The 21,568-nt window shown below is 70.9% G+C and carries 18 protein-coding genes; 7 read left to right on the top strand and 11 right to left on the bottom strand.

Annotated elements, in window-relative coordinates; all coding sequences use genetic code 11:
- Positions 1-6: 6 nt before the first annotated feature.
- From pcaH to AC07DF_RS34900, 4 genes are all read right to left on the bottom strand, one after another.
- A complete protein-coding gene (gene pcaH / locus AC07DF_RS34915; protein ID WP_478980467.1) occupies positions 7-780 on the bottom strand; it encodes a protocatechuate 3,4-dioxygenase subunit beta in 774 nt (257 codons plus the stop codon).
- 87 nt (positions 781-867) lie between these two features.
- Positions 868-2,070, bottom strand: coding sequence for a thiolase family protein (locus AC07DF_RS34910; protein ID WP_478980465.1), 1,203 nt, complete (start codon positions 2,068-2,070; stop codon positions 868-870).
- A complete protein-coding gene (locus AC07DF_RS34905) occupies positions 2,067-2,711 on the bottom strand; it encodes a CoA transferase subunit B (protein ID WP_478980463.1) in 645 nt (214 codons plus the stop codon). The genes AC07DF_RS34910 and AC07DF_RS34905 overlap by 4 nt, the downstream gene beginning before the upstream one ends.
- Positions 2,711-3,466, bottom strand: coding sequence for a CoA transferase subunit A (locus AC07DF_RS34900; RefSeq protein WP_382486434.1), 756 nt, complete (start codon positions 3,464-3,466; stop codon positions 2,711-2,713). The genes AC07DF_RS34905 and AC07DF_RS34900 overlap by 1 nt, the downstream gene beginning before the upstream one ends.
- Before the next feature lie 208 nt (positions 3,467-3,674).
- On the opposite strand from AC07DF_RS34900, the gene AC07DF_RS34895 reads away from it, so the two are divergent.
- Positions 3,675-4,139 (top strand): MarR family winged helix-turn-helix transcriptional regulator, encoded by a 465-nt coding sequence (locus tag AC07DF_RS34895; RefSeq protein WP_478980462.1) that lies wholly within the window; start codon positions 3,675-3,677, stop codon positions 4,137-4,139.
- 23 nt (positions 4,140-4,162) lie between these two features.
- Here the strand turns inward: AC07DF_RS34895 and AC07DF_RS34890 are convergent, their stop codons facing one another.
- Positions 4,163-5,143, bottom strand: a complete 981-nt coding sequence (locus AC07DF_RS34890) for a DUF3048 domain-containing protein (RefSeq protein WP_478980460.1) — start codon at positions 5,141-5,143, stop codon at positions 4,163-4,165.
- 206 nt (positions 5,144-5,349) lie between these two features.
- Here AC07DF_RS34890 and AC07DF_RS34885 point away from each other — a divergent pair, with 206 nt between their 5' ends.
- On the top strand, positions 5,350-6,540 hold the full coding sequence (locus AC07DF_RS34885; protein ID WP_478980458.1) for a zinc-dependent alcohol dehydrogenase: 1,191 nt from the start codon (positions 5,350-5,352) through the stop codon (positions 6,538-6,540).
- Positions 6,541-6,547: 7 nt separating this feature from the next.
- Here the strand turns inward: AC07DF_RS34885 and AC07DF_RS34880 are convergent, their stop codons facing one another.
- Positions 6,548-7,612, bottom strand: coding sequence for an ATP-dependent DNA ligase (locus AC07DF_RS34880; protein ID WP_478980456.1), 1,065 nt, complete (start codon positions 7,610-7,612; stop codon positions 6,548-6,550).
- 158 nt (positions 7,613-7,770) lie between these two features.
- Between AC07DF_RS34880 and AC07DF_RS34875 the strand changes: the two genes are divergently transcribed.
- Together AC07DF_RS34875 and ligD are read left to right on the top strand one after the other, a co-directional pair.
- Positions 7,771-9,531, top strand: coding sequence for a SpoIIE family protein phosphatase (locus tag AC07DF_RS34875; protein WP_478980454.1), 1,761 nt, complete (start codon positions 7,771-7,773; stop codon positions 9,529-9,531).
- A 52-nt stretch (positions 9,532-9,583) separates the two neighbouring features.
- A complete protein-coding gene (ligD, locus tag AC07DF_RS34870) occupies positions 9,584-10,612 on the top strand; it encodes a non-homologous end-joining DNA ligase (RefSeq protein WP_478980452.1) in 1,029 nt (342 codons plus the stop codon).
- Between the two features lie 3 nt (positions 10,613-10,615).
- On the opposite strand, the gene AC07DF_RS34865 is transcribed toward ligD, so the two are convergent.
- Entirely contained in the window at positions 10,616-12,760 is a 2,145-nt protein-coding gene (locus AC07DF_RS34865; RefSeq protein WP_478980769.1) for an OmpL47-type beta-barrel domain-containing protein, read from the bottom strand.
- A 44-nt stretch (positions 12,761-12,804) separates the two neighbouring features.
- On the bottom strand, positions 12,805-15,282 hold the full coding sequence (locus tag AC07DF_RS34860; protein WP_478980450.1) for a ThuA domain-containing protein: 2,478 nt from the start codon (positions 15,280-15,282) through the stop codon (positions 12,805-12,807).
- 189 nt (positions 15,283-15,471) lie between these two features.
- Here AC07DF_RS34860 and AC07DF_RS34855 point away from each other — a divergent pair, with 189 nt between their 5' ends.
- Entirely contained in the window at positions 15,472-16,452 is a 981-nt protein-coding gene (locus tag AC07DF_RS34855; protein WP_478980448.1) for a multicopper oxidase domain-containing protein, read from the top strand.
- Between the two features lie 80 nt (positions 16,453-16,532).
- Positions 16,533-17,582: a LacI family DNA-binding transcriptional regulator gene (locus tag AC07DF_RS34850; protein ID WP_478980445.1), complete on the top strand. Its 1,050-nt coding sequence runs from the start codon at positions 16,533-16,535 to the stop codon at positions 17,580-17,582.
- A gap of 4 nt (positions 17,583-17,586) precedes the next feature.
- On the opposite strand, the gene AC07DF_RS34845 is transcribed toward AC07DF_RS34850, so the two are convergent.
- On the bottom strand, positions 17,587-18,372 hold the full coding sequence (locus tag AC07DF_RS34845; protein ID WP_478980443.1) for a VOC family protein: 786 nt from the start codon (positions 18,370-18,372) through the stop codon (positions 17,587-17,589).
- Between the two features lie 235 nt (positions 18,373-18,607).
- Between AC07DF_RS34845 and AC07DF_RS34840 the strand changes: the two genes are divergently transcribed.
- On the top strand, positions 18,608-18,853 hold the full coding sequence (locus AC07DF_RS34840; RefSeq protein ID WP_478980441.1) for a WhiB family transcriptional regulator: 246 nt from the start codon (positions 18,608-18,610) through the stop codon (positions 18,851-18,853).
- A 55-nt stretch (positions 18,854-18,908) separates the two neighbouring features.
- On the opposite strand, the gene AC07DF_RS34835 is transcribed toward AC07DF_RS34840, so the two are convergent.
- Positions 18,909-19,889, bottom strand: coding sequence for an acyl-ACP desaturase (locus AC07DF_RS34835; RefSeq protein ID WP_478980439.1), 981 nt, complete (start codon positions 19,887-19,889; stop codon positions 18,909-18,911).
- A 189-nt stretch (positions 19,890-20,078) separates the two neighbouring features.
- Complete coding sequence (ddaH, locus tag AC07DF_RS34830; protein WP_478980436.1) at positions 20,079-20,855, bottom strand: dimethylargininase; 777 nt, start codon at positions 20,853-20,855, stop codon at positions 20,079-20,081.
- Positions 20,856-21,568: the final 713 nt, after the last annotated feature.

The following is a 21,568-nucleotide window of genomic DNA, read 5'->3' as shown; positions in this document are numbered from 1 at the left end:
GGCAGGTCAGCGCCCTTCTTCGATCCAGGTGGCCTGCGGCCCATCGAGCACGATGTCCCAGTGGTAGCCCATCGAGAACTCCGGCACCGACAGGCTGTGGTCGTACGTGGCGACCAGTCGCTGCCGGGCCGCGTCGTCCGTCACCGACTGGATGATCGGGTCGTAGGGGAACAGCGGGTCGCTCGGGAAGTACATCTGCGTCACGAGCCGCTGGGTGAAGGCCGAGCCGAAGAGCGAGAAGTGGATGTGGGCCGGCCGCCAGGCGTTGACGTGCTGGCGCCACGGGTACGGGCCCGGCTGGACGGTGGTGAAGCGGTAGCGGCCCTCGGCGTCGGTGAGCGTGCGGCCCACGCCGGTGAAGTTCGGGTCCAGCGGGGCGTCGTGCTGCTCGCGCTGATGGGCGTAGCGGCCCGCCGAGTTGGCCTGCCAGATCTCCACGAGCTGGCCGCGCACCGGACGGCCGTCGCGGTCCAGCAGCCGGCCGGAGACGGTGATGCGCTCGCCGATCGGCTCGCCGTCGTGCTGCCGGGTGAGGTCGTTGTCGATCTCGGTGATGTCCCGCTCCCCGAAGGCCGGGGAGGACAGCTCCACCAGCTCCGGGTCCTTGCTGACGTCGATGGTGACCGGCGGCTGCTTGGGGTGCCGGAGCACCGAGGAGCGGTACGGCGCGTAGTCGCGACGCGGTTGGTGCTCGACGGGCCCGCCGTCGGCGAGCCGCTTCTCGTACGCGGCGTGCTCGGCCGCGATCTCCTGGTCGATGTCGTGCTGAGTGAGAGTCATGGGGGTCCCTGAGGTTCTTGAGGATCGTGCCCCGTCAGGGGCGCGGGGAACTGCGCGACCAGCCACACACGGCCCGCAGCCGAACGCCTAACGTTCCAGAACAAGCGCAAGCCCTTGGCCCACGCCGATACACAGCGTGGCGACACCGACGCCACTGCCGCGCCGGGCGAGCTGGTGGGCGACAGTCCCGGCGAGCCGTGCCCCGGACGCACCCAGCGGATGGCCAAGGGCGATCGCACCACCCTGCGGATTGAGGATCGCCGGGTCGAACTCGGGCCACTCGGCCACACACCCCAGCACCTGCGCCGCGAACGCCTCGTTCAGCTCCAGCACCGACAGGTCGTCGAAGCCCTTGCCCGCCTTGGCCAGCGCCCGGTTGACGGCCTCCACGGGCGCCAGCCCGAAGTAGTGCGGGTCGGTCGCGGAGACGCCGGTGGCGGACACCCGGGCCAGCGGCTCGCGCCCCGTGGCCCTCAGGCCCTCCTCGTCGACGAGGAGCAACGCTGCGGCCCCGTCGTTGAGCGGTGACGCGTTGCCCGCGGTCACCGTGCCGCCCTCCGCCCGGAACGACGGCTTCAGCCTGGCCATCGCCGCCAGGGAGGCGTCCGGACGGACACACTCGTCGGCGGCGAAGACCACCGGGTCGCCCTTGCGCTGCGGGACCGCCACGGGTGCCGACTCCGCATCGAACAGCCCCTGTGCCTGCGCACCCGCCGCCTTGGCATGGCTGCGGAGCGCGAACTCGTCCTGCTGCTCACGGCTGATCTTGTGCTTGTCGGCGATGAGTTCGGCCGACTCGCCCAGCGGGATCGTCCACTGCGGCTCCATGCGGGGGTTGACCATGCGCCAGCCGAGGGTGGTGGAGTACAACTCGGTGTGCCCGGCCGGGAAGGGCTTGTCGGACTTGGGCAGCACATAGGGCGCCCGGGTCATCGACTCGACGCCACCGGCCACGGCGATCGAGGCGTCCCCGACGGCGATGGCGCGAGCCGCCTGGATCACGGCCTCCAGACCGGACGCGCACAGCCGGTTGACGGTCACGCCCGGCACCGAGGTGGGCAGCCCCGCCAGCAGGGCCGCCATGCGGCCGACGTTGCGGTTCTCCTCTCCAGCGCCGTTGGCGTTGCCGAAGTACACGTCCTCGATGCGCGCCGGATCCAGGTCCGGGGTGCGGGCGAGCAGTTCGCGGATCGCGTGCGCGCCGAGGTCGTCCGGGCGGACCGAGGCGAGAGAGCCGTTGTAGCGGCCGATGGGGGTGCGGACCGCGTCGACGAGGTAGACGTCCTTCACTTCAGGCCCTCCGGGACGGTCAGTTCGGCGTCGGTCCTCGCGACGATCTCCTCGGCACTCACGTCCGGTGCGGTCTCGACCAGGACGAGCCCGTCCTCGGTGACGTCGAGGACGCCGAGGTCGGTGATGATCCGGTTCACACAACCCTTGCCGGTCAGCGGCAGGGCGCACTCGGTGAGGATCTTCGCCGAGCCGTCCTTGGCGGTGTGGGTCATGACGACGACGACCGTACGGGCGCCGTGCACCAGGTCCATCGCCCCGCCGATACCGGTGATCAGCTTGCCGGGGATCGCCCAGTTGGCCAGGTCGCCCCGCTCGGACACCTGCATGGCACCGAGCACGGCCACGTCGATGTGCCCGCCCCTGATCATGGAGAAGGACAGCGCCGAGTCGAAGAAGGACGCGCCCGGCAGGACCGTCACCGTCTCCTTGCCCGCGTTGATCAGGTCCGGGTCGACGGTGTCCTCGGTGGGGTAGGGGCCGGTGCCCAGAATGCCGTTCTCCGATTCGAGGACGACCTCGACGCCCTCGGGCAGGTAGTTGGGGATGAGGGTGGGCAGGCCGATGCCGAGGTTGACGTACTGGCCGTCCCGCAGTTCCCGCGCCGCCCGCGCGGCCATCTGTTCACGCGTCCAGGCCATCAGGACCTCACCGTCCGCTGCTCGATCTTCTTGTCCGCCGCCTGCTCGGGGGTGAGCGCGAGCACCCGCTGCACGAAGATGCCGGGCAGGTGCACCGCGTCCGGATCGATCTCGCCGGGTTCCACCAGTTCCTCCACCTCGGCGATCGTCACCCGCCCGGCCATCGCCGCGAGGGGGTTGAAGTTGCGGGAGGACTTGTTGAAGACCAGGTTCCCGTGCCGGTCGCCCTTCGCCGCCCGGACCAGGGCGAAGTCGGTGCGGATGCCCCGCTCCAGCACGAACTCCTCCCCGTCGAACTCCCGGACCTCCTTCGGCGGCGAGGCCAGCGCGACCCCGCCCTCACCGTCGTAGCGCCACGGCAGACCGCCCTCGGCGACCTGGGTGCCCACCCCGGCGGGGGTGTAGAAGGCGGGGATCCCGGCGCCGCCGGCCCGCAGCCGCTCGGCCAGCGTGCCCTGGGGGATCAGCTCGACCTCCAGCTCCCCGGCCAGGTACTGCCGGGCGAACTCCTTGTTCGCGCCGATGTAGGAGCCCGTCACCCGGGCGATCCGGCCGGCGGCGAGCAGGACCGCGAGGCCCGACTCCATCGCCCCGCAGTTGTTGGAGACCACCGACACCCCGGCCACCCCGCGCTCGTAAAGCGCCTGGATCAGCACGTTCGGCACACCGCTCAGCCCGAAACCGCCCACCGCGAGCGACGCGCCGTCGGGCACATCGGCCACCGCCTCCAGGGCTGTGGCGACCACCTTGTCCATCCGAGAAGCCCCATCTCTTCCGAGCACCCCGACCTTGATTAGTCAGCGCACTGAGTATTTCCGTGAAGCTCCTCTCACGCTGCCATCGCCGCAGCAGGGCGTCAAGAGCTCGACGTATGCGCCTCCGCTCCCCTGTGTGGTCGGCAGACAGCCCGGGAGCAGACCGGTATTGTTCAGTGCACCAACGAAAACCGACCGAGGGGTGCACATGGCGGCGGCCGACCTCACCACCCACCCCGGGCACCTGGCCCGGCGGCTCCAGCAGGCGCACTACCTGCTGTGGAACACGATGGTCTCCGAGGAGATCACCTCGCCCCAGTACGCGGTCCTCAACACACTCGTCGCCGAGCCCGGCCTGGACCAGCGCACGGTGGGGGAGCGGGTGGGGCTCGACCGGTCCACCATCGCCGAGGTGATCAGCCGGCTCATCCGGCGCGGGCTGCTCGACAAGGTCCGTGACCCGCAGGACGGCCGCCGCTTCCTGCTGCGCCTCACGGAAGACGGTGTGCGCACCCACCGCAAGCTGACCGTGCGCACCGCCCGGATGAACCAGATCTTCCTCGCGCCGCTGACCGCCGAGGAGCAGACGGTGTTCTTCGACCTGATCCGGCGGGTGTCGGACGCGGCCGAAGGCCTGCGCAATCCGGGCGAGTCCCTGGTGGCGCCCCGCTGACCGGCGCGGCCCGCGCGGGCCGGTCAGGGCGCCTCGGCGTACACCACCCACACCTGGCCCTTCGCGAAGTTCACGGGTGTGCCGTCGCGAGTGGTGAACGCCGTGCCGTCCGTCGCGTCCTCGCGCTCCCAGTTCACGTCAAAGGCCCGCCCGTCGCGCAGCACCTTCGCCTTCCCCGAGCCCACCGTCTCGGTGTACGGCGTGTTGTTGCCGAGGAAGTCCCGGAAGGCGGACTCGCGCACCTTCACGTACTGCACGACGACCGTCGCGGCCGCCATCCGCTCGCCGTCCGCCGTCGTGGCCGGCGTGCCGTCCATGCCGACCAGCCAGCGGTCCCGGGAGTCCGACCAGGTGAAGGTGAAACGGGCCGCCGGATAGCGCACCGTCTGCGAGTTCGTCCCGGTGCCGCCCGCGGGGGCGGAGCCGTAGCGGAAGCCGGTGGTCAGGGCGGCCAGGCCAGGGGCTTCCGGCATGATCCGCTCGGGCCGCACATAGAGGTTGTGCGGGGCCGACCTGTCGGGGTCGCGGAAGAAGGCGTCGGAGGCGCTGCCCGGCGTCGCCGCGCGCAGCGGCGCCTTGTCGATCAGCGGCAGGAGCTTCGTCTGGGCGCCGGAGAAGGCGAGTGTGGGCCGGTCGAACTGGCGCAGCAGCTCCAGATCGGACTCGCGTGCGCTGCGCACCGGGCCGACCGCCTGCGGCAGCTTCGTCGCGTACACCGCCATCAGGCGGCTCAGCCCGCCCTCGACCTGCTCCACGTACACCACGTCCGCGGCGTCGACACCCGTGGGCGGCCGGGCCGCGCCGGCGTTGTCGATCTTGACGGCGAGCACGGATCCGCCGGTCGCCGTGGGTGAGGCGCCGCGTTCCGACGCACTGGCCGGTCCCCGACCGTCGTCCGGCGGACCGCCCCCGCTGGTGCAGCCCGCCGCCAGGGCCGCCGTCACCGTCGCGGCCAGCAGCGCCGCTGTCGTCGCCGCCCGCCGTCCGCGCGCCTCTCGTCCCATGCCCACCGTCGCCACCGCGCCTCATGTCATCCGTTTGTCCTGATTGTGCGCTTATCTGAGCATCAATGGCCACAGGCGATCGTTTCTGGCGGGACGGTGTCCCCGTCGCATCCGCCGATCGGCTCAAGGTTCAGTGCGGGGCACCCGGGTACTCGGGGACTCGCCGAAACGACCGACGCGCACGCCGACGGAGGGAGCGCGAGGCGATGAGGGCAGTGACCTGGCAGGGCAAGCGTGACGTGCGGGTGGAGAACGTGCCCGATCCGACGATCCAGGAGCCGACGGACGCGGTCATCCGCATCACCTCCACCGGGTTGTGCGGCTCCGACCTGCATCTGTACGAAGTGCTCACGCCGTTCATGACACCGGGGGACATCCTCGGCCATGAACCCATGGGCATCGTCGAGGAGGTCGGCGCCGGTGTACCCGACCTCCAGGCCGGGGACCGGGTCGTGGTGCCGTTCCAGATCGCCTGCGGAAACTGCTGGATGTGCCTCACCGGCCTGCCCACCCAGTGCGAGACCACCCAGGTCAGCGGCGAGGGCATGGGTGCCGCCCTGTTCGGCTACACCCGCCTGTACGGCGCCGTGCCGGGTGCCCAGGCCGAGTACCTGCGGGTCCCGCAGGCGCAGTTCGGCCCGATCAAGGTCCCGGAAGGCCCGCCCGACGACCGGTTCGTCTACCTCTCCGACGTCCTGCCCACCGCCTGGCAGGCGGTCGCCTACGCCGGCGTCCCGCAGGGCGGCAGCGTCGCCGTGCTCGGCCTCGGACCCATCGGCGACATGGCCTGCCGCGTCGCCCAGCTCCAGGGCGCCGGGCGGGTGTTCGGCGTGGACCTGGTCCCGGAGCGGCTGCGCCGGGCCCGCGCGCGAGGCGTGGAGACGTACGACCTCAGGTCCTTCGACGACGAGAAGGAACTGGTCGCCGCGATCCGCGACGAGACCGACGGCCGTGGCCCGGACGCCGTGATCGACGCGGTCGGCACGGAGGCCCACGGCAGCGCGGCCGCCCGCATGGTGCAGAACACCGCGGCGGTCCTGCCCCGCAAGCTGGGCGGCCCGATCGCCGAGCGCTTCAGCGTCGACCGGCTGGCCGCGCTGCACACAGCCATCGAGCTGGTGCGCCGCGGCGGCACCATCTCGCTCTCGGGCGTCTACGGCGGCATGGCGGACCCGCTGCCGCTGCTCACCCTGTTCGACAAGCAGATCCAGCTGCGGATGGGCCAGGCCAACGTCCGCCGCTGGAGCGACGACATCATCCCGTACCTGACCGACGAGGACCCGCTCGGCGTGGAGGACTTCGCCACCCACCGGGTGCCGCTGTCGGAGGCTCCGCACGCGTACGAGATGTTCCAGCGCAAGCAGGACGGCGCGGTCAAGGTGCTGATGCAGCCCTGAGCCTCGCTCAGCCCCCGAGGATCTCCGCCAGGTCGTAGCGGACCGGCTCCTGGAGCTGCGCGTAGGTGCAGCTCTCGGGGGTCCGGTCCGGGCGCCAGCGGCGGAAGCGGGCGGTGTGCCGGAAACGCTGCCCGTTCTCCATGTGGTCGTACGCCACCTCGGCCACCCGCTCCGGCCGCAGCGGCACCCACGACAGGTCCTTGCGGCCCGACCAGCGGCTCGGCGCCCCGGGCAGCCGGGCCTTCTCGTGCGCGGCCTCCTCACCCCAGGCGGCCCACGGATGCCCTGTGGCGTCGTCCATCCGCAGCGGCTCCAGCTCCTCCACCAGCTCGGCGCGCCGCTTCATCGGGAAGGCGGCGGACACGCCCACATGCTGGAGGGTGCCCCGGTCGTCGTAGAGGCCGAGCAGCAGCGAGCCCACCACGGGGCCGCTCTTGTGCAGGCGGTACCCGGCGACCACCACGTCCGCCGTGCGTTCGTGCTTGATCTTGAACATCGCGCGTTCGTCCGGGCGGTAGCGCACGGTCAGCGGCTTGGCGATGACACCGTCCAGGCCCGCCCCCTCGTACTGCTCGAACCACTGCCGCGCCACCTCGATGTCGGTGGTCGCCGGAGCCAGATGCACCGGCGCCGTCACCCCCGCCAGCTCCCCGGCCAGCCGCTCCCGCCGGTCGGTCATCGGGACGTCCATCAGCGACTCGTCCCCCAGCGCCAGCAGATCGAAGGCGACGAGCGAGGCCGGCGTCCGCTCCGCCAGCATCCGCACCCGCGAGTCCGCCGGATGGATCCGCTCCGTCAGCGCGTCGAAGTCCAGATGCCCCTCCCGGGCGATCACGATCTCCCCGTCCACCACACTGCGCTCCGGCAACCGCTCCCGCACAGCCGTCACCAGCTCGGGAAAGTACCTGGTCAGCGGCTTGCCCGTACGGCTGCCGAGCTCGACCTCGTCCCCGTCGCGGAACACGATCGCCCGGAAGCCGTCCCACTTGGCCTCGTACTGCATACCTACGGGGATCGCCGCCACGGACTTGGCGAGCATGGGCAGCACGGGGGGCATCACCGGGAGGTCCATGCCTTGACTCTAAGAGCCGCCCCCGGGCTCCGCCTGTTGAGCACGGAGGGGAAAGCCGCAGGTCAGGATGGGATCATCCGAGGATGCGGAGGCGGGGCCCCGGCGACACACTGGAACGTGGCGTGCTCTGATGCGGGGGGCGGACGAGGAGGATCCGCGTGGGCTTCGACCAGCTACCGCTGAAGTCGCTTTTCTCCGGTGCCGAGGACGCCCTCGTGTCGATGCTCTCTGGCGCACCCGACGAGGCCGTCGAGCAGGCCCACGAGTACCAGATCCTCCGCAACGTCCTGGACGGCACCTCGGCCGCGGTGGCCATCCTCGACGAACGGCTGCGCTTCCGGTACGTCAACGAAGCCATGGCCCGTATGGGCGGTGTGCGGCCCGATGAGTTCCACGGCCGGACCATGGCCGAGGTACTGCCGAACATCCACCGCTCGGAGGACGTCCTGCGCATGGTCCTCGGGGACGGCCGCTCCAGGGCCCTGACCGTCACCGGCACCACACGCGCCCCGACGCCGTTCCGGCAGCGGCAGTGGAGCGCGGTCTACCACCGGCTGGAGGACCACGACCGTGTGCTCGGCCTGTGCGGCGTCGCCGTGGAGGTCAGCGGTCTGCGCCAGTACATGGACGACCTGGAGCGGGCTCACCAGCGCCTTGCCCTGCTGGACACCGCCGCGACCAGGGTCGGCACCACACTCCGCGTCGAGCAGACCTGTGGGGAACTGGCCGACTTCGTCGTGCCGAGCCTCGCCGACCGGGCGGCGGTATGGACGCTGGACACGGAGGGGGCAGATGATCTGCCGCCCCCGGCCCCCGGCGTCCTCCGGCTGAGGGTCATCGCCTCGGCGGGCGGCCCGGACGTCGTCGGCCGCATCGGTCTCACCGCGGAGTCCGGGTACTACTTCGACGTCCCTCGCGATTCCCCGACCCGGCGTTGCCTCGACACCGGGCGCCCGTGGGTGGGGAACCTCGCCTCGGACGACGTCATGCTGAAGATGCTGCGCACGCAACTCAACGTGGAGGTGCTCCGCGACGTCGGGATCCACTCCGTCGTCGTGGTTCCCCTGCCCACGCGGGACCACCCGGTCGGGGTCCTGTACCTGTGCCGCGCCGGAGACTCGGCGCCCTTCACCGACGAGGACGTCGTCGTGGCCCAGGAACTCGCCGCCCGGGCCGCCGTCTCCATCGACAACGCCCGGCAGTACACCCTCGAACACACCATGGCACTGGAACTGCAACGCGCCCTGATGTCCGAGCCCGGCACCCCGCACCCGGACATCGAGACGGCCTCCCGCTACCTCCCCGCCGGGCAGCGCGCCCTCGTCGGCGGGGACTGGTTCGACTCGATGGCCCTGCCCTGCGGCCGCACCCTCCAGGTGATGGGCGACGTCATGGGCCACGGCTTCACCGCCGCCGTCGCCATGAGCCAGTACCGCTCCCTGCTGCGCAGCATCGCCGCCACCGGCGCCCCCGTCGAACGGATCCTCCAGGAGGCCGACCACCGGCTGGCGAGCATCGGCCTGGACCGGGTGGCCACCTGTCTGCTCGCCCTCGTCGACCCCGGCCAGGGCACCTGCACCTTCGCCGGCGCCGGGCACCCGCCGCCCGTGCTGCTGCACCCCGACGAACCGGCCGAACTCGTGCACGTCCCGACCGGACCGCCCCTCGGCACCGACCTCGGCGGGTACGAGGCACTGACCCTGCCGGTGCGGCCCGGAACCGTGCTGCTCATGTACACCGACGGGCTGATCGAGGACCGCCGCAGGGACATCGACTCCTCGCTGCGACGCCTGACGCATCTGCGCCTCGACATCGACGGTCCCCTGGAGAGCGTCGTCGACGCCCTCCTCGCCCGCCTCGTGCACGGCACCACCGAGGACGACGTCACCCTCCTCGCCACCCGCCTGCGCGCCCCGTGACGCCCGAACGCTCCGCATGCGCGGCCCACGCCCTGCGCCTACCGTGGCGAGCATGGGTGACGCGGTGGAACTGGAAGCGGGCGGCCGGACCGTACGGCTGTCCAGCCCGGACAAGATGTTCTTCCCGGAGCGCGGCTTCACCAAGCTGGACCTCGCCCGCTACTACCTCGCCGTCGGCCCCGGAATCCTGCGCGCCCTGCGCGACCGGCCCACCACCCTGGAGCGCTACCCCGAGGGCGTGAACGGCGAGAACTTCTTCCAGAAGCGGGCGCCCAAGAACATGCCCGACTGGATCCCGACCGCGCACATCACCTTCCCCAGCGGCCGCAGCGCCGACGAGATGTGCCCCACCGAGGTCGGAGCGGTGGTGTGGGCCGCCCAGTTCGGCACCCTCACCTTCCACCCCTGGCCGGTGCGCCGCGACGACGTCGACAGCCCGGACGAACTCCGCATCGACCTCGACCCGCAGCCCGGCACCGACTACGAGGACGCGGTCCGCGCCGCCCACGAACTCCGTGCCGTCCTCGACGAGTTCGGCGGGCTGCGCGGCTTCCCCAAGACCTCGGGCGGCCGGGGCCTGCACGTCTTCGTGCCCATCGAACCGCGCTGGACCTTCACCCAGGTCCGGCGCGCCGCCATCGCCGTCGGCAGGGAGCTGGAACGGCGCATGCCGGACCAGGTGACCATCAAGTGGTGGAAGGAGGAGCGGGGCAGACGCATCTTCGTGGACTACAACCAGACGGCACGCGACCGCACGATCGCCTCCGCCTACTCGGTACGGCCCCGCCCGCACGCCCCGGTCTCCGCGCCCCTGCGCTGGGACGAGGTGGGGGTCGCCCACCCCCAGGACTTCGACCTCTCGACCATGCCCGCGCGCTTCGCCGAACTCGGCGACGTGCACGCGGACATGGACGACCACCGCTACTCCCTGGAGTCCCTGCTCGACCTCGCCCGCCGTGACGAGCACGACCACGGGCTGGGGGACCTGCCGTACCCGCCCGAGTATCCGAAGATGCCGGGAGAACCCAGACGGGTACAGCCGAGCAGGGCCCGCAAGGAGAAGCCTCCTACGGCTCCTTGACGCCTACAGCTCCTTGATCCGGATGTCCCGGTAGGACACCACGTCCGTCGTGCCGTGCACCTGGAGCCCGAGGTAGCCGGAGGCGAACCGCCGCCCGTCCGTGCCCGGGTCGTCCGAGCGGGGCGGGGTGAACGCCTGGCCGCCGGTGTTGTCGAACTCGTTGATCAGCACACCGTTGCGGTACACCGAGTAGTGCTGGTCGACCACGCGGATCTCGTAGTCGTTCCAGGTGCCCTTCTGGGTCACGCCGGCTCCGGCGAGCCCCACCCGGTCGAAGCCGTAGACCGACCCCGTCTTGTACATGTCGCCGTCGGGCCGGTCGAGCGCCTGCACCTCGTGCCCGTACTTGATGGCGACCCACTCCGGGCGCGACTCCTCCGGGTGGTCGTGGACCCAGGGGAAGCGCACGAACACACCGGAGTTGGCGTTGCCCGTGCCCGGTGCGTCGTCACGCCACTGGAGCTTCAGCGAGAAGTCGCCGTACTTGCGCTCCGGGAACCACAGCATGCCCATGCCGGGCGTCGTGGTGCTGGAGGTGATCGTCCCGTCGGCGTTCAGCCCGAACGAACCGCCGCCCACCTGCTGCCACTTGGCCAGGGACTCCGCGCTGCCGTCGAAGAGCGCGCGATAGCCCTCGGTCTGGCCGGGCTTGCCGATGCCGGACTGGCGGGCGGCCTTCCGGACGGCGTTGTACTCGCGCTGGTCGATCACGCCCTCCTTCAGCAGCGCGTCGAGGACGGACGTCACGTGCTTGAGGAACAGCGCGTGGGACGTCCACTCCTTCTCGTCCTCGATCAACTCGCCGATCCGGCAGCGGTTGTCGGTGACCCGGTTGCGCACCCCGGAGTCCACCGTGCCGACGAACACCGTCGTCCGCTCGTCGTACTCGGGGCAGTCGGGCGCCGGAACCTGGCCCGAGACGACCGTGAAGGTGACGGTGCGGGCCGCCGCGGTGTTGCCGGCCTTGTCCGTGGCCCGGTACGCCACGGTGTGCGCACCCGCCCGGTCGACCACCACCGGGGCGGCGTACGCGAGGTACGGCCCGCCGTCGAGCGAGTACTCGATCCTCTCGACGCCCGAACCGTGCTCGTCGGTCGCCGTGACGGTCACCCGGGCGCTGTTGACGTACGCCCCGGCGGAGTTCTTCGTGCCCTCCACGGCCACGCCCGTCACCGGCGGGGTGGTGTCCCGCGGCGGCGCGGCGACGACCGTGAACCGCACGCTCTTCTCCGCCGCCACGTTGCCCGCCTTGTCGGCGGCGCGGTAGCGGACGGTGTGCGCACCCACCTCGTGCACCATCACGGGCGCGGTGTACGGCTGCCATGCGCCCGAGCCGATCGCGTACTCGATGGTGTTGACCCCGGAGCCGGTGTCGGAGGCGGAGACGGTGACGGTCGCCATGTCGATGTACGCCCCGTCGGGGTTGCGCTCCCCGCTCACCGTCGCCGAGGTCTCCGGCGCGGTCGTGTCGTCCGACTGCGGCGCCACGACCGTGAACGCGGTGCTCTTCTCGGCGGAGACGTTCCCCGCCTTGTCGAAGGCCCGGAATCGGACCTTGTGGGTGCCGACCTGGTCGAAGACGACCGGCGTGGTGTACGGCTGCCAGGCACCCGCGTCACCGATCGCGTACTCGACCTTCTCGACGCCGGAGCCGCCCTCGTCGGTGGCGTGCAGCGCCACGCTCGCCGAGCCGACGTACTCGCCCTCGGTGTTCTGCGTCCCGCTCACGTGCGCCGACGCCTCGGGCGCGGTGGTGTCCTCGCCGGTGCCCTCGGTCACCGTCAGGATGCCCTGCATCTGGCCGTGGCCGGGGATCGTGCAGTGGTAGAAGTACCGGCCGGGCGTGAGCGTGACCTGGGCGGTGTACTTGCCGCCCTGGGCGTCGTTCGGGTTGGCCAGGATGTTGAGCTGGACGTCGTCGTTGAACTCGGGATCGCTCGTCACGAACGTCAGCGTGTGCGGCATGCCCGTGGTGTTGCCGGTGGCCACGCTGTTCTCGAACACGATCGTGGCCGAGCCGGCGACCGCGGTCTTCGGCGCCGAGAGGTACTTGTCGATGTCGTTGCCGGCCGTCCAGGTGAGGACCTGCTCGGCGGCCTTCGCCTTCGGCTGCCCGGACGCCGGCATCGCCTGCACGCCGAGCATCATGAGCAGGGCGGCCAGCAGGGCGGCCCAGATTCTTGCGTGCCGGGTCACTCGGTCCCCCTCGCCAGCTGGTCGGCGGCCGGGGTCGGCCCGCCGCCCTTGTAGGTGACCCGCCACAGGGCCGACCTGGAGTCCGAGGTGAAGAAGCCGCGGCCGTAGTCGAGGACGTACAGCGCGCCGTCCGGACCGAACTTCCAGTCCATGAGGTTCTTGATGCCGTCGTTGCCGATCGGCACGATCTTCTTCAGCGACTCCGAGTGCACTGGCAGACCGCCGTCTCCTTGCGTCTTCGGGTCCATGAGCACCGCGTTGCGCGGCTGGTCGGCGTCGTAGAAGTCACCGACGAACCACTTGCCGTCCCAGTAGGCGGGCCACTTCGCCCCGCTCGTGCTGCCGGCGTCATACCGGTAGACCGGGCCGTTCATCGCGGCCTGGCCACCGCCCTTCAGCCAGGGCAGCCGGTACGTCGCCTCCTCCGGCTTGTACGACGGGACGCCGTTCGCGTCCCGCGGGTAGTCCGGCGCACCCCCCTGCGGTGAGTACCAGATGTTGTTGCCGGTGACCGGCGGCAGGTTCACCAGGCCGTCGTTGTTCGGCGACTCGTTCTTCGGGCGGTCGCAGTCGTACCAGCCCAGCGGCTTGGACGGGTCCGGCAGATTGCGGTCCCGGTAGGGCTGTTTGTTGCCCATGCAGTACGGCCAGCCGCGGTTGCTCGCCTCGGTGATGGCGGCGAACGTGTCGTACTTGGCCGGACCCCAGGTCGTCGAGGGCGCGCTCGCGTCCGGACCGACCCATCCCGCGTAGAGCACGTCGGTCGACTTGTCGACGAAGATACGGGCGGGGTTCCTGACCCCCATCACATAGATCTCGCCGCGGGTCTTGCCGCCTCCCTCGTCGGTCTCCTTCCCGGTGAAGAGGTTGCCCTCGGGGAGCGTGAACGTCCCGTCGGGCTCCGGGTGGATGCGCAGGATCTTGCCGTTGAGGTTGTTGGTGTTGCCGGCCGTGCGGCGCGCGTCCGCGAAGGAGACGCCCTTGTAGTTCGGCTGCGGGTTGTTGCCCGAGTAACCGGAGCTGAATCCGCTGGAGTTGTTGTCACCGGTGGCGATGTAGAGATTGCCCTTCGAGTCCCAGGCCATCCCGCCGCCCGAATGGCAGCAACTGTGAATCTGTACCGGCCACTTCAGCAGCACCTTCTCACTGGACAGGTCCAGCTTGTTGGTGGCCTGGTCGAGTGTGAAACGGGAGACCCGCCGCTCGGCCATCCGGGTGTCGCGGTTGATCTGCGAGTGCGGCGTGTAGTGCAGATACACCCAGCCGTTCTGCGCGAACCGCGGGTCCAGCTCGATACCGAGCAGCCCCTCCTCGACCTTGACCAGCTCGTCGCCGCCGCCCTTGTTGCCGAAGACGGTGAGCGCACCCGCGAGTGTGACCTGCTTGGTCTTCGGGTCGTAGACGTGGATCTCGCCCTTGCCCTTGCCGATGTCGGGGTTGTTCCAGTCGGTGACCACCGGCTGCGAGGAGTCGGCGCCGCCCCGGCCGATGTAGAACACCCGGCCGTCGGGCGCGGTGACCAGCCCGTGCGGTTCGCCGATCTGGTCGTTCTGCCCCGGCTGGTTGGGCTTGGTCAGCCGTTCCGCCTGGTAGTTGGCGTTGATGGTCGCCTTGCAGTCGGCCTGCTCCAGCCGGGTCGTCCACAGCAGCGCGCCGCGCAGATGGGTGCGGAAGTCGGTCTCGTCGTACGACGACACCGTGCCGCCCATGCCGGTGTAGAAGGAGCGGCCGCCGTCGTAGTCGCGGCACCAGCTGACCGGGTGGTCCCAGCCGTTGGCGCCCGAGCCCGGCTGGTAGCTCGACTCCCGTACCCGGGCCACCGTATGGACGTCACCCGACGGGTTCTTCACCCAGTTCAGCCACTTGTCCGGGTGCTTCCACTGCACCGGCAGCTCCTTGGTGGCCGGGTGCCTGCGGTCGCCGACCTCGACGGTCGCCCGCTGCACGGCCGAGGGGCTCGACGCGGCCGGGCGGGCTCCCACGAGTCCGGTGAACCAGTCCGAGTACGGCTCCGCGCGTGCCGCGTCATGGAGGCCGACGAAACCGCCGCCGGCCTCCATGTACGCCTCCAGGCCCGCCTCCTGCTCCGCGTCGAGGACGTCGCCCCCGCCGGTCAGGAACACGATCGCGTTGAAGCGGCCCAGCCTCGTCTCATTGGTGAACACCGAGGCGTCACCGGTGGCTTCGACTTTGAACCGGCGGTTCGCCGGGCCCGAGAGCCCGATCTTCTCGATCGCCTCGATCCCGGCGTTCACGACCGGGGACTCCTCCCCGGCCGCCGCGGAACCGTGGAAGATCAGCACCCGTACGTTCGCGCCGCCCGGCGGCGACTTGATCGACATCGTTGTCAGCGGGGGTTCCGGATAGGGCCGCGCGTTCGCGGCCGGCCCCGACAGCAGCCCGGCGGTCACGACTCCGGCGGCCACGGAGGCCGCCCAGACGCGTCTTCTCTTGCTCAACCCTCGTAAGTGCATGGGCACCTCCACGGTCACAGCAACACCGCCAAGGAAGCTAAACCCCTTTGCATCTCTCGCCAATACCTATGACCGGGATGGCTCCAACTTTGTCTTGAGTGTGGATAAACGGGGGCCCGGCCGGTACCGTCGCACAGGTTCATCACAGGTACGCCTCCGTAAAAGCCTTACCAGGGTGGGGAGTTCCGCATGGACAGACGCAGCTTCAACCGGCGGGTCCTGCTGGGCACCGCGGCCGTCGCGACATCGTTGTCCGTGGCGCCGGAGGCCATCAGCGCCGACGGACCGGCGAAGACGGCACCCGCCGGAGGCGAGGTGAAGCGCATCAAGCTGTACGCCGAGAAGCTCGCCGACGGTCAGATGGGCTACGGCCTCGAGAAGGGCAAGGCGACCGTCCCCGGCCCGCTGATCGAGCTCAACGAGGGCGACACCCTGCACATCGAGTTCGAGAACACCATGGACGTGGCCGTGAGCCTGCACGTCCACGGCCTGGACTACGAAATCACCAGCGACGGCACGAAGATGAACCGCAGCCATGTCGAACCGGGCGGCACCCGCACCTACACCTGGCGCACCCACGCCCCCGGCCGCCGCAAGGACGGCACCTGGCGGGCGGGCAGCGCGGGCTACTGGCACTACCACGACCACGTCGTCGGCACCGAACACGGCACGGTGGGACTGCAGAAAGGCCTGTTCGGCCCCGTCATCGTCCGCCGCAAGGGCGACGTCCTGCCGGACCGGACGCACACGGTCGTCTTCAACGACATGCGCATCAACAACAGGCCGCCGCACTCCGGGCCGAACTTCGAGGCCACGGTGGGGGATCGCGTCGAGTTCGTCGTGATCACGCACGGCGAGTTCTACCACACGTTCCACATGCACGGTCACCGCTGGGCGGACAACCGCACCGGCATGCTGACCGGCCCCGACGACCCCAGCCAGGTCATCGACAACAAGATCACGGGCCCGGCCGACTCCTTCGGCTTCCAGGTGATCGCGGGGGAGGGGGTCGGCGCCGGCGCCTGGATGTACCACTGCCATGTGCAGAGCCACTCCGACATGGGGATGGTGGGCCTGTTCCTCGTGAAGAAGCCGGACGGGACGATCCCCGGGTACGACCCGCACGAGCACGGGCAACTCGGAGGCGAGCAGCAGGCGCACGAGCACTGAGGAACGCGGGGCGAGAGCGCTCTCACCAGGACGCGCACCCGGGGCTATCCTGATCCGCAGCCGCAGATGAGGAGCCCGAAGTGACCGACACCGCGCCGCGTCCCACTCTGGAGGCCGTGGCCGCCCGGGCCGGTGTCTCGCGGGCCACCGTCTCGCGTGTGGTCAACGGTGGTGACGGGGTGCGGGACGTCCTCGTGGAGCGGGTCCGCAAGGCCGTCGACGAACTCGGGTACGTGCCCAACCAGGCCGCCCGCTCCCTGGTGACCCGGCGGCACGACGCGATCGCGGTCGTCGTCGCCGAACCCGAGACCCGGGTCTTCGCCGACCCCTTCTTCGCGCTCCAGCTGCGCGGCATCAGCAAGGAACTCACGGCCCACGACAACCAGCTCGTCCTGCTGCTCACGGAGGGCCGGGACGATCACGCCCGGGTCGGCCGGTACCTCGCCGGCGGACATGTCGACGGGGCCCTCGTCTTCTCCCTGCACCTCGACGACCCGCTGCCGGAGCTGATCCAGCGGGCCGGTGTCCCCACCGTCTTCGGCGGGCGGCCGGGCTGGAGCGGCGACCGGCGCGGTGTGGTGTACGTCGACAGCGACAACCGGGGTGGTGCCCGCGACGCCGTCCGCCATCTGGCCGGCCTCGGTCGCACCCGGATCGCGCACATCACCGGCGCACTCGACCAGACCTCCGCGGCGGACCGGCTCGACGGCTACCGGGACGTCATGGCGGACGCCGACCCGCGGCTGATCGCCGAGGCCGACTTCACCCCGGCCGGGGGCGAGCGTGCGATGCGCGAGCTCCTCGACCGCTGCCCGGACGTGGACGCGGTGTTCGCCGCCAACGACCTCACGGCCTCCGGTGCCCTGCGCGTCCTGCGCGAGGCCGGACGGCGTGTCCCCGACGACGTCGCCGTGATCGGCTTCGACGACATGCTGCCCGTCGCGGAACAGACCGACCCGCCCCTCACGACGGTCCGTCAGGACATCGAGGAGATGGGCCGCCTGATGGCCCGCCTGCTGCTGCGCGACCTCGACCGCGGCACCTCGCACGGCGGTCCGGACGAGGGCGCCGCCGAAGCGCCCTCGAGCGTGGTGCTCCCGACGACACTGGTACGGCGCGCGTCGGCGTAGTGCCTCAGGCCGCCTGCGGCTCGCTGCGGATCACCGCGAAGCGCGCCCCGTACGGGTCCGCGAGCTTGGCCAGGCGGCCGGCGCCCGGCAGGTCCGTGGCGGGCAGGCGGACGGTGCCGCCCAGCTCCTGTGCCAGGTCGGCGATGGCGTCCGGGTCGGCGACCTCGAAGTAGGGCAGCCAGTACGCCTCCTCCTCGACCGGGTCGTCGGCCAGCGGCACGACGCCGCCGAACATGGCGCCCTCGGGCTCTCCGGCGGGGACGAAAGCGGTGTAGGTGCCGCCGGGGAACTCGACGCCGACGGTCTCCAGGCCGAGCACGGAGTGGTAGAAGGCGGCCGCGGCGGGGACGTCCGACGTGTACAGCTCCACCCAGCACAGCGAGCCGTGCTCCTGGACGACGTCCAGGCCCTTGTTGCGCCCCGGCTGCCACAGGCCGAACGACACCCCCGCCTGGTCGGCGAGGATCGCCATACGGCCCAGGTCCCGCACGTCCATCGGCTGCATCAGCACCGAGCCGCGCGCCTGCCCGGCCGCCTTCGCCGTGGCGTCCGCGTCCGGGGCCTGGAAGTACACCGACCAGGAGGGCGGGCCCTGCTCCGGTGTGGTCTGCATACCGCCGGCGGCGGTTCTGCCACTGAGCTGGAAGAGGCCGTACCCCCCGACATCCGGGGCGCCCGGCTGGAACCGCCAGCCGAACAGGTCCCCGTAGAAGGCGGCGGCGCCGTCGATGTCGGGTGTGCCGAGATCGATCCAGTTCGGAGCGCCGGTGACATACCGGGTGGTGAGCATGGTCGCCCTCCTCGCACAGGGTCCCGTCGTCTCACCGTCGAGTCTGGCACCGCCCACCGACAAGCGCCGCCGGAGCGCGCCGGAGCGCCGCCGGGGGTGTGCCGCGCGACGTCCCAGCGCGCCGCCGTGCGTCGGCTTGTTCAAGAGGTGATGATCGGAGTGGCCCGGGGTGGGTGAACGCGGTGTTGATCCCGCGTTGATCGAACGTTTTTCGCCGACCGCAACGCTTCTGGCCATGCACATCGACACCATCACCTCGCCCGAACTCGCCTGGCAGCAGGAAGCGTTGTGCGCGCAGACCGGGGCGGACTTCTTCTTCCCCGAACCGGGCAGTTCGGTGCGGGAGGCGAAGCGGATCTGCGGCCTGTGCCCGATCCGCACGGCGTGCCTCGAGTACGCGCTGGACAACGACGAGCGTTTCGGCGTCTGGGGCGGTCTGTCGGAGAAGGAACGGCTGGCGCTGCGACGTACGTCCAGCTAGCCGCGAGGCCCCGGCCGATCGTGCCGGCCGGGGCCTCAAAGCCGTGTGCACAGGGTCAGGCGCCGGCCGCCCGGGCCGCCATGCGGGCCTTGCGCGCGGCCAGCTTCTCGTCGAACTTCGACGCCTCGGAGTCGAGGCCGCCCATGAACAGGCCGAGTTCCTCCTGAGCCTTGCGGCCCTCGGGGCCGAGGCCGTCGACCTCCATGATCTTCAGGAAGCGCAGCACGGGCTGGAGCACGTCGTCGTGGTGGATGCGCATGTTGTAGATCTCGCCGATCGCCATCTGCGCGGCGGCCCGCTCGAAGCCGGGCATACCGTGGCCGGGCATCCGGAAGTTCACGATGACGTCGCGCACCGCCATCATCGTCAGGTCGGGCGCCAGCTCGAAGGCGGCCTTCAGCAGGTTCCGGTAGAAGACCATGTGCAGGTTCTCGTCGGTGGCGATGCGCGCCAGCATGCGGTCGCAGACCGGGTCCCCGGACTGGTGGCCGGTGTTGCGGTGCGAGACGCGGGTCGCGAGCTCCTGGAAGGCCACGTAGGCCACCGAGTGCAGCATCGAGTGCCGGTTGTCCGACTCGAAGCCCTCACTCATGTGGGACATCCGGAACTCCTCCAGCTTGTCCGGGTCCACCGCGCGCGAGGCGAGCAGGTAGTCGCGCATCACGATGCCGTGCCGGCCCTCCTCCGCCGTCCAGCGGTGCACCCAGGTGCCCCAGGCGCCGTCGCGGCCGAACAGCGAGGCGATCTCGTGGTGGTAGCTGGGCAGGTTGTCCTCGGTGAGAAGGTTGACGACGAGCGCGATGCGGCCGATCTCGGTGACCTTGGACTGCTCCTTCTCCCAGGCCTCGCCGTCCTCGAAGAGGCCGGGGAAGTTGCGCGCGTCGGTCCACGGAACGTACTCGTGCGGCATCCAGTCCTTGGCGACCTGCAGATGCCGGTTGAGTTCCTTCTCGACCACTTCCTCCAGTGCGTACAGCAGCTGAGCGTCGGTCCAGGCGCCGGCGGGGCTGCCGAGGTGGGGAGTGGCGATCGTCATGGACTCTCCAGGGGACATGCGTACGAGCGGTGAGCGGTAACCTACGGCATCGTAGGCTACGTTTCCGTAGGTTACGATGCCGTAGGTTAAGGGCGCTGTAAAGGTCGCTGATCAGCGGGTCGCTCGCGCGCTCGGCGCCGTCCCCGGGAGCCGCAGGCCGAGGGCCGGAAGAGGGACGGGGCGGCCGGGTCAGGCATACAGCTCCCGCAGCCGCACCGAGAGGCACGTCACACAGCCCTCGAGCTTCTCGAACTCGCTGATGTCCACGACGACCGGTTCGTACCCCAGGTCCGCGAACAGCTCCGCGGTCTTCGGCGCGCTCGCCGCCATCAGCAGTTTGTCACCGCCGAGCAGGACCACGTGCGCGCCGGCCTCCTCGGGCACCGGCAGGAAGCGGGCGAACAGCGACGGCGTGTCCATCTTCGGGATGTGCCCGATGACCGTGCCGTCCGGCAGCGCCGTCACCGCCGACTTCAGGTGCAGCACCTTGCTCACCGGCACGGCGACGACCCGCGCGCCCAGCGGCTCGAACGCGGCGCGCAGCTGCTGCACGCCGGCGGCGTTGGTGCGCCCGCCCCGGCCCACGTACACGGTGTCGCCGATCTTCAGGACGTCGCCGCCCTCCAGCGTGCCCGGCTCCCAGATCCAGTTCACCGAGCAGCCCAGACCGGCCACGGCCTCCTCCACCCCGGCGGTCTCCGCACGCCGGGACTCGGCACCCGGCCGGGCGATCAGCGCGACGTTCCGGTACATCACGACCGTGTCCTCGACGAACACCGAGTCGGGGCAGTCGTCGGCCGGATCCACCTCGACGGTGTCCCAGCCGTGCGTGCGCAGGGCCGTCACGTACGCCTCCCACTGCTCGACCGCGAGGTCGGCGTCGACCCTCTCCCGCTCGATGTGCGTCACCAGCCCCTCGGCAAGACGCGGGCTGGGGCGGCGGACGAGGGCCTTCTTGCTGGGCACGAGCGTGACTCCGTATCGGATGGGACGTGTCTGGACCGCACCGACAGGACCTCCGGGATCGACCGGAACGCATCGGGCGTCAGCCGACCATGATGCAGGTCGATCCCGCAGGAGGACACCCCCGGGAGGGGAGGGAGGGAGGACCTGGGTGCGGCGCCGGGGGGTCGCAGGGGTGTGGAGCCCGGCTCGGGGGTGGAGGGGACGAAGCCCGGCTCGGGGGTGGAGGGGGCGGAGTCCGGCTCGGTGGTGGTGGGTGTGGAGCTCGGCCCGGGGGGTGGTGGGTGTGGAGCTCGGCTCGGGGGTGGTGGGTGTGGAGTCCGGCTCGGGGGTGGTGGGTGTGGAGTCCGGCTCGGGGGGTGGTGGGTGTGGAGCTCGGCTCGGGGGGTGGTGGGTGTGGAGTCCGGCTCGGGGGTGGTGGGTGTGGAGTCCGGCTCGGGGGTGGAGGGGACGAAGCCCGGCTCGGGGGTGGTGGGTGTGGAGTCCGGCTCGGGGGGTGGTGGGTGTGGAGTCCGGCTCGGGGGGTGGTGGGGACGAAGCCCGGCTCGGGGGTGAAGGGGGCGGAGTCCGGCTCGGGGGTGGAGGGAGTGGAGCCCGGCTCAGGGGGGATGGAGCCCGGCTCAGGGGTGCAGGGGACGGAGTCCCCGCTGGGGGCGCAGGGGGCGAAGCCCCCGCTGGGGCCCTGGCCCGGGGCGGAGCCCCGGAGTAAGGCAAGT

This window comes from Streptomyces sp. NPDC044719, assembly GCF_056433405.1.
The sequence above is the reverse complement of the archived record's forward strand: the minus strand, read 5'-3'. Positions and strand labels throughout refer to the sequence as shown.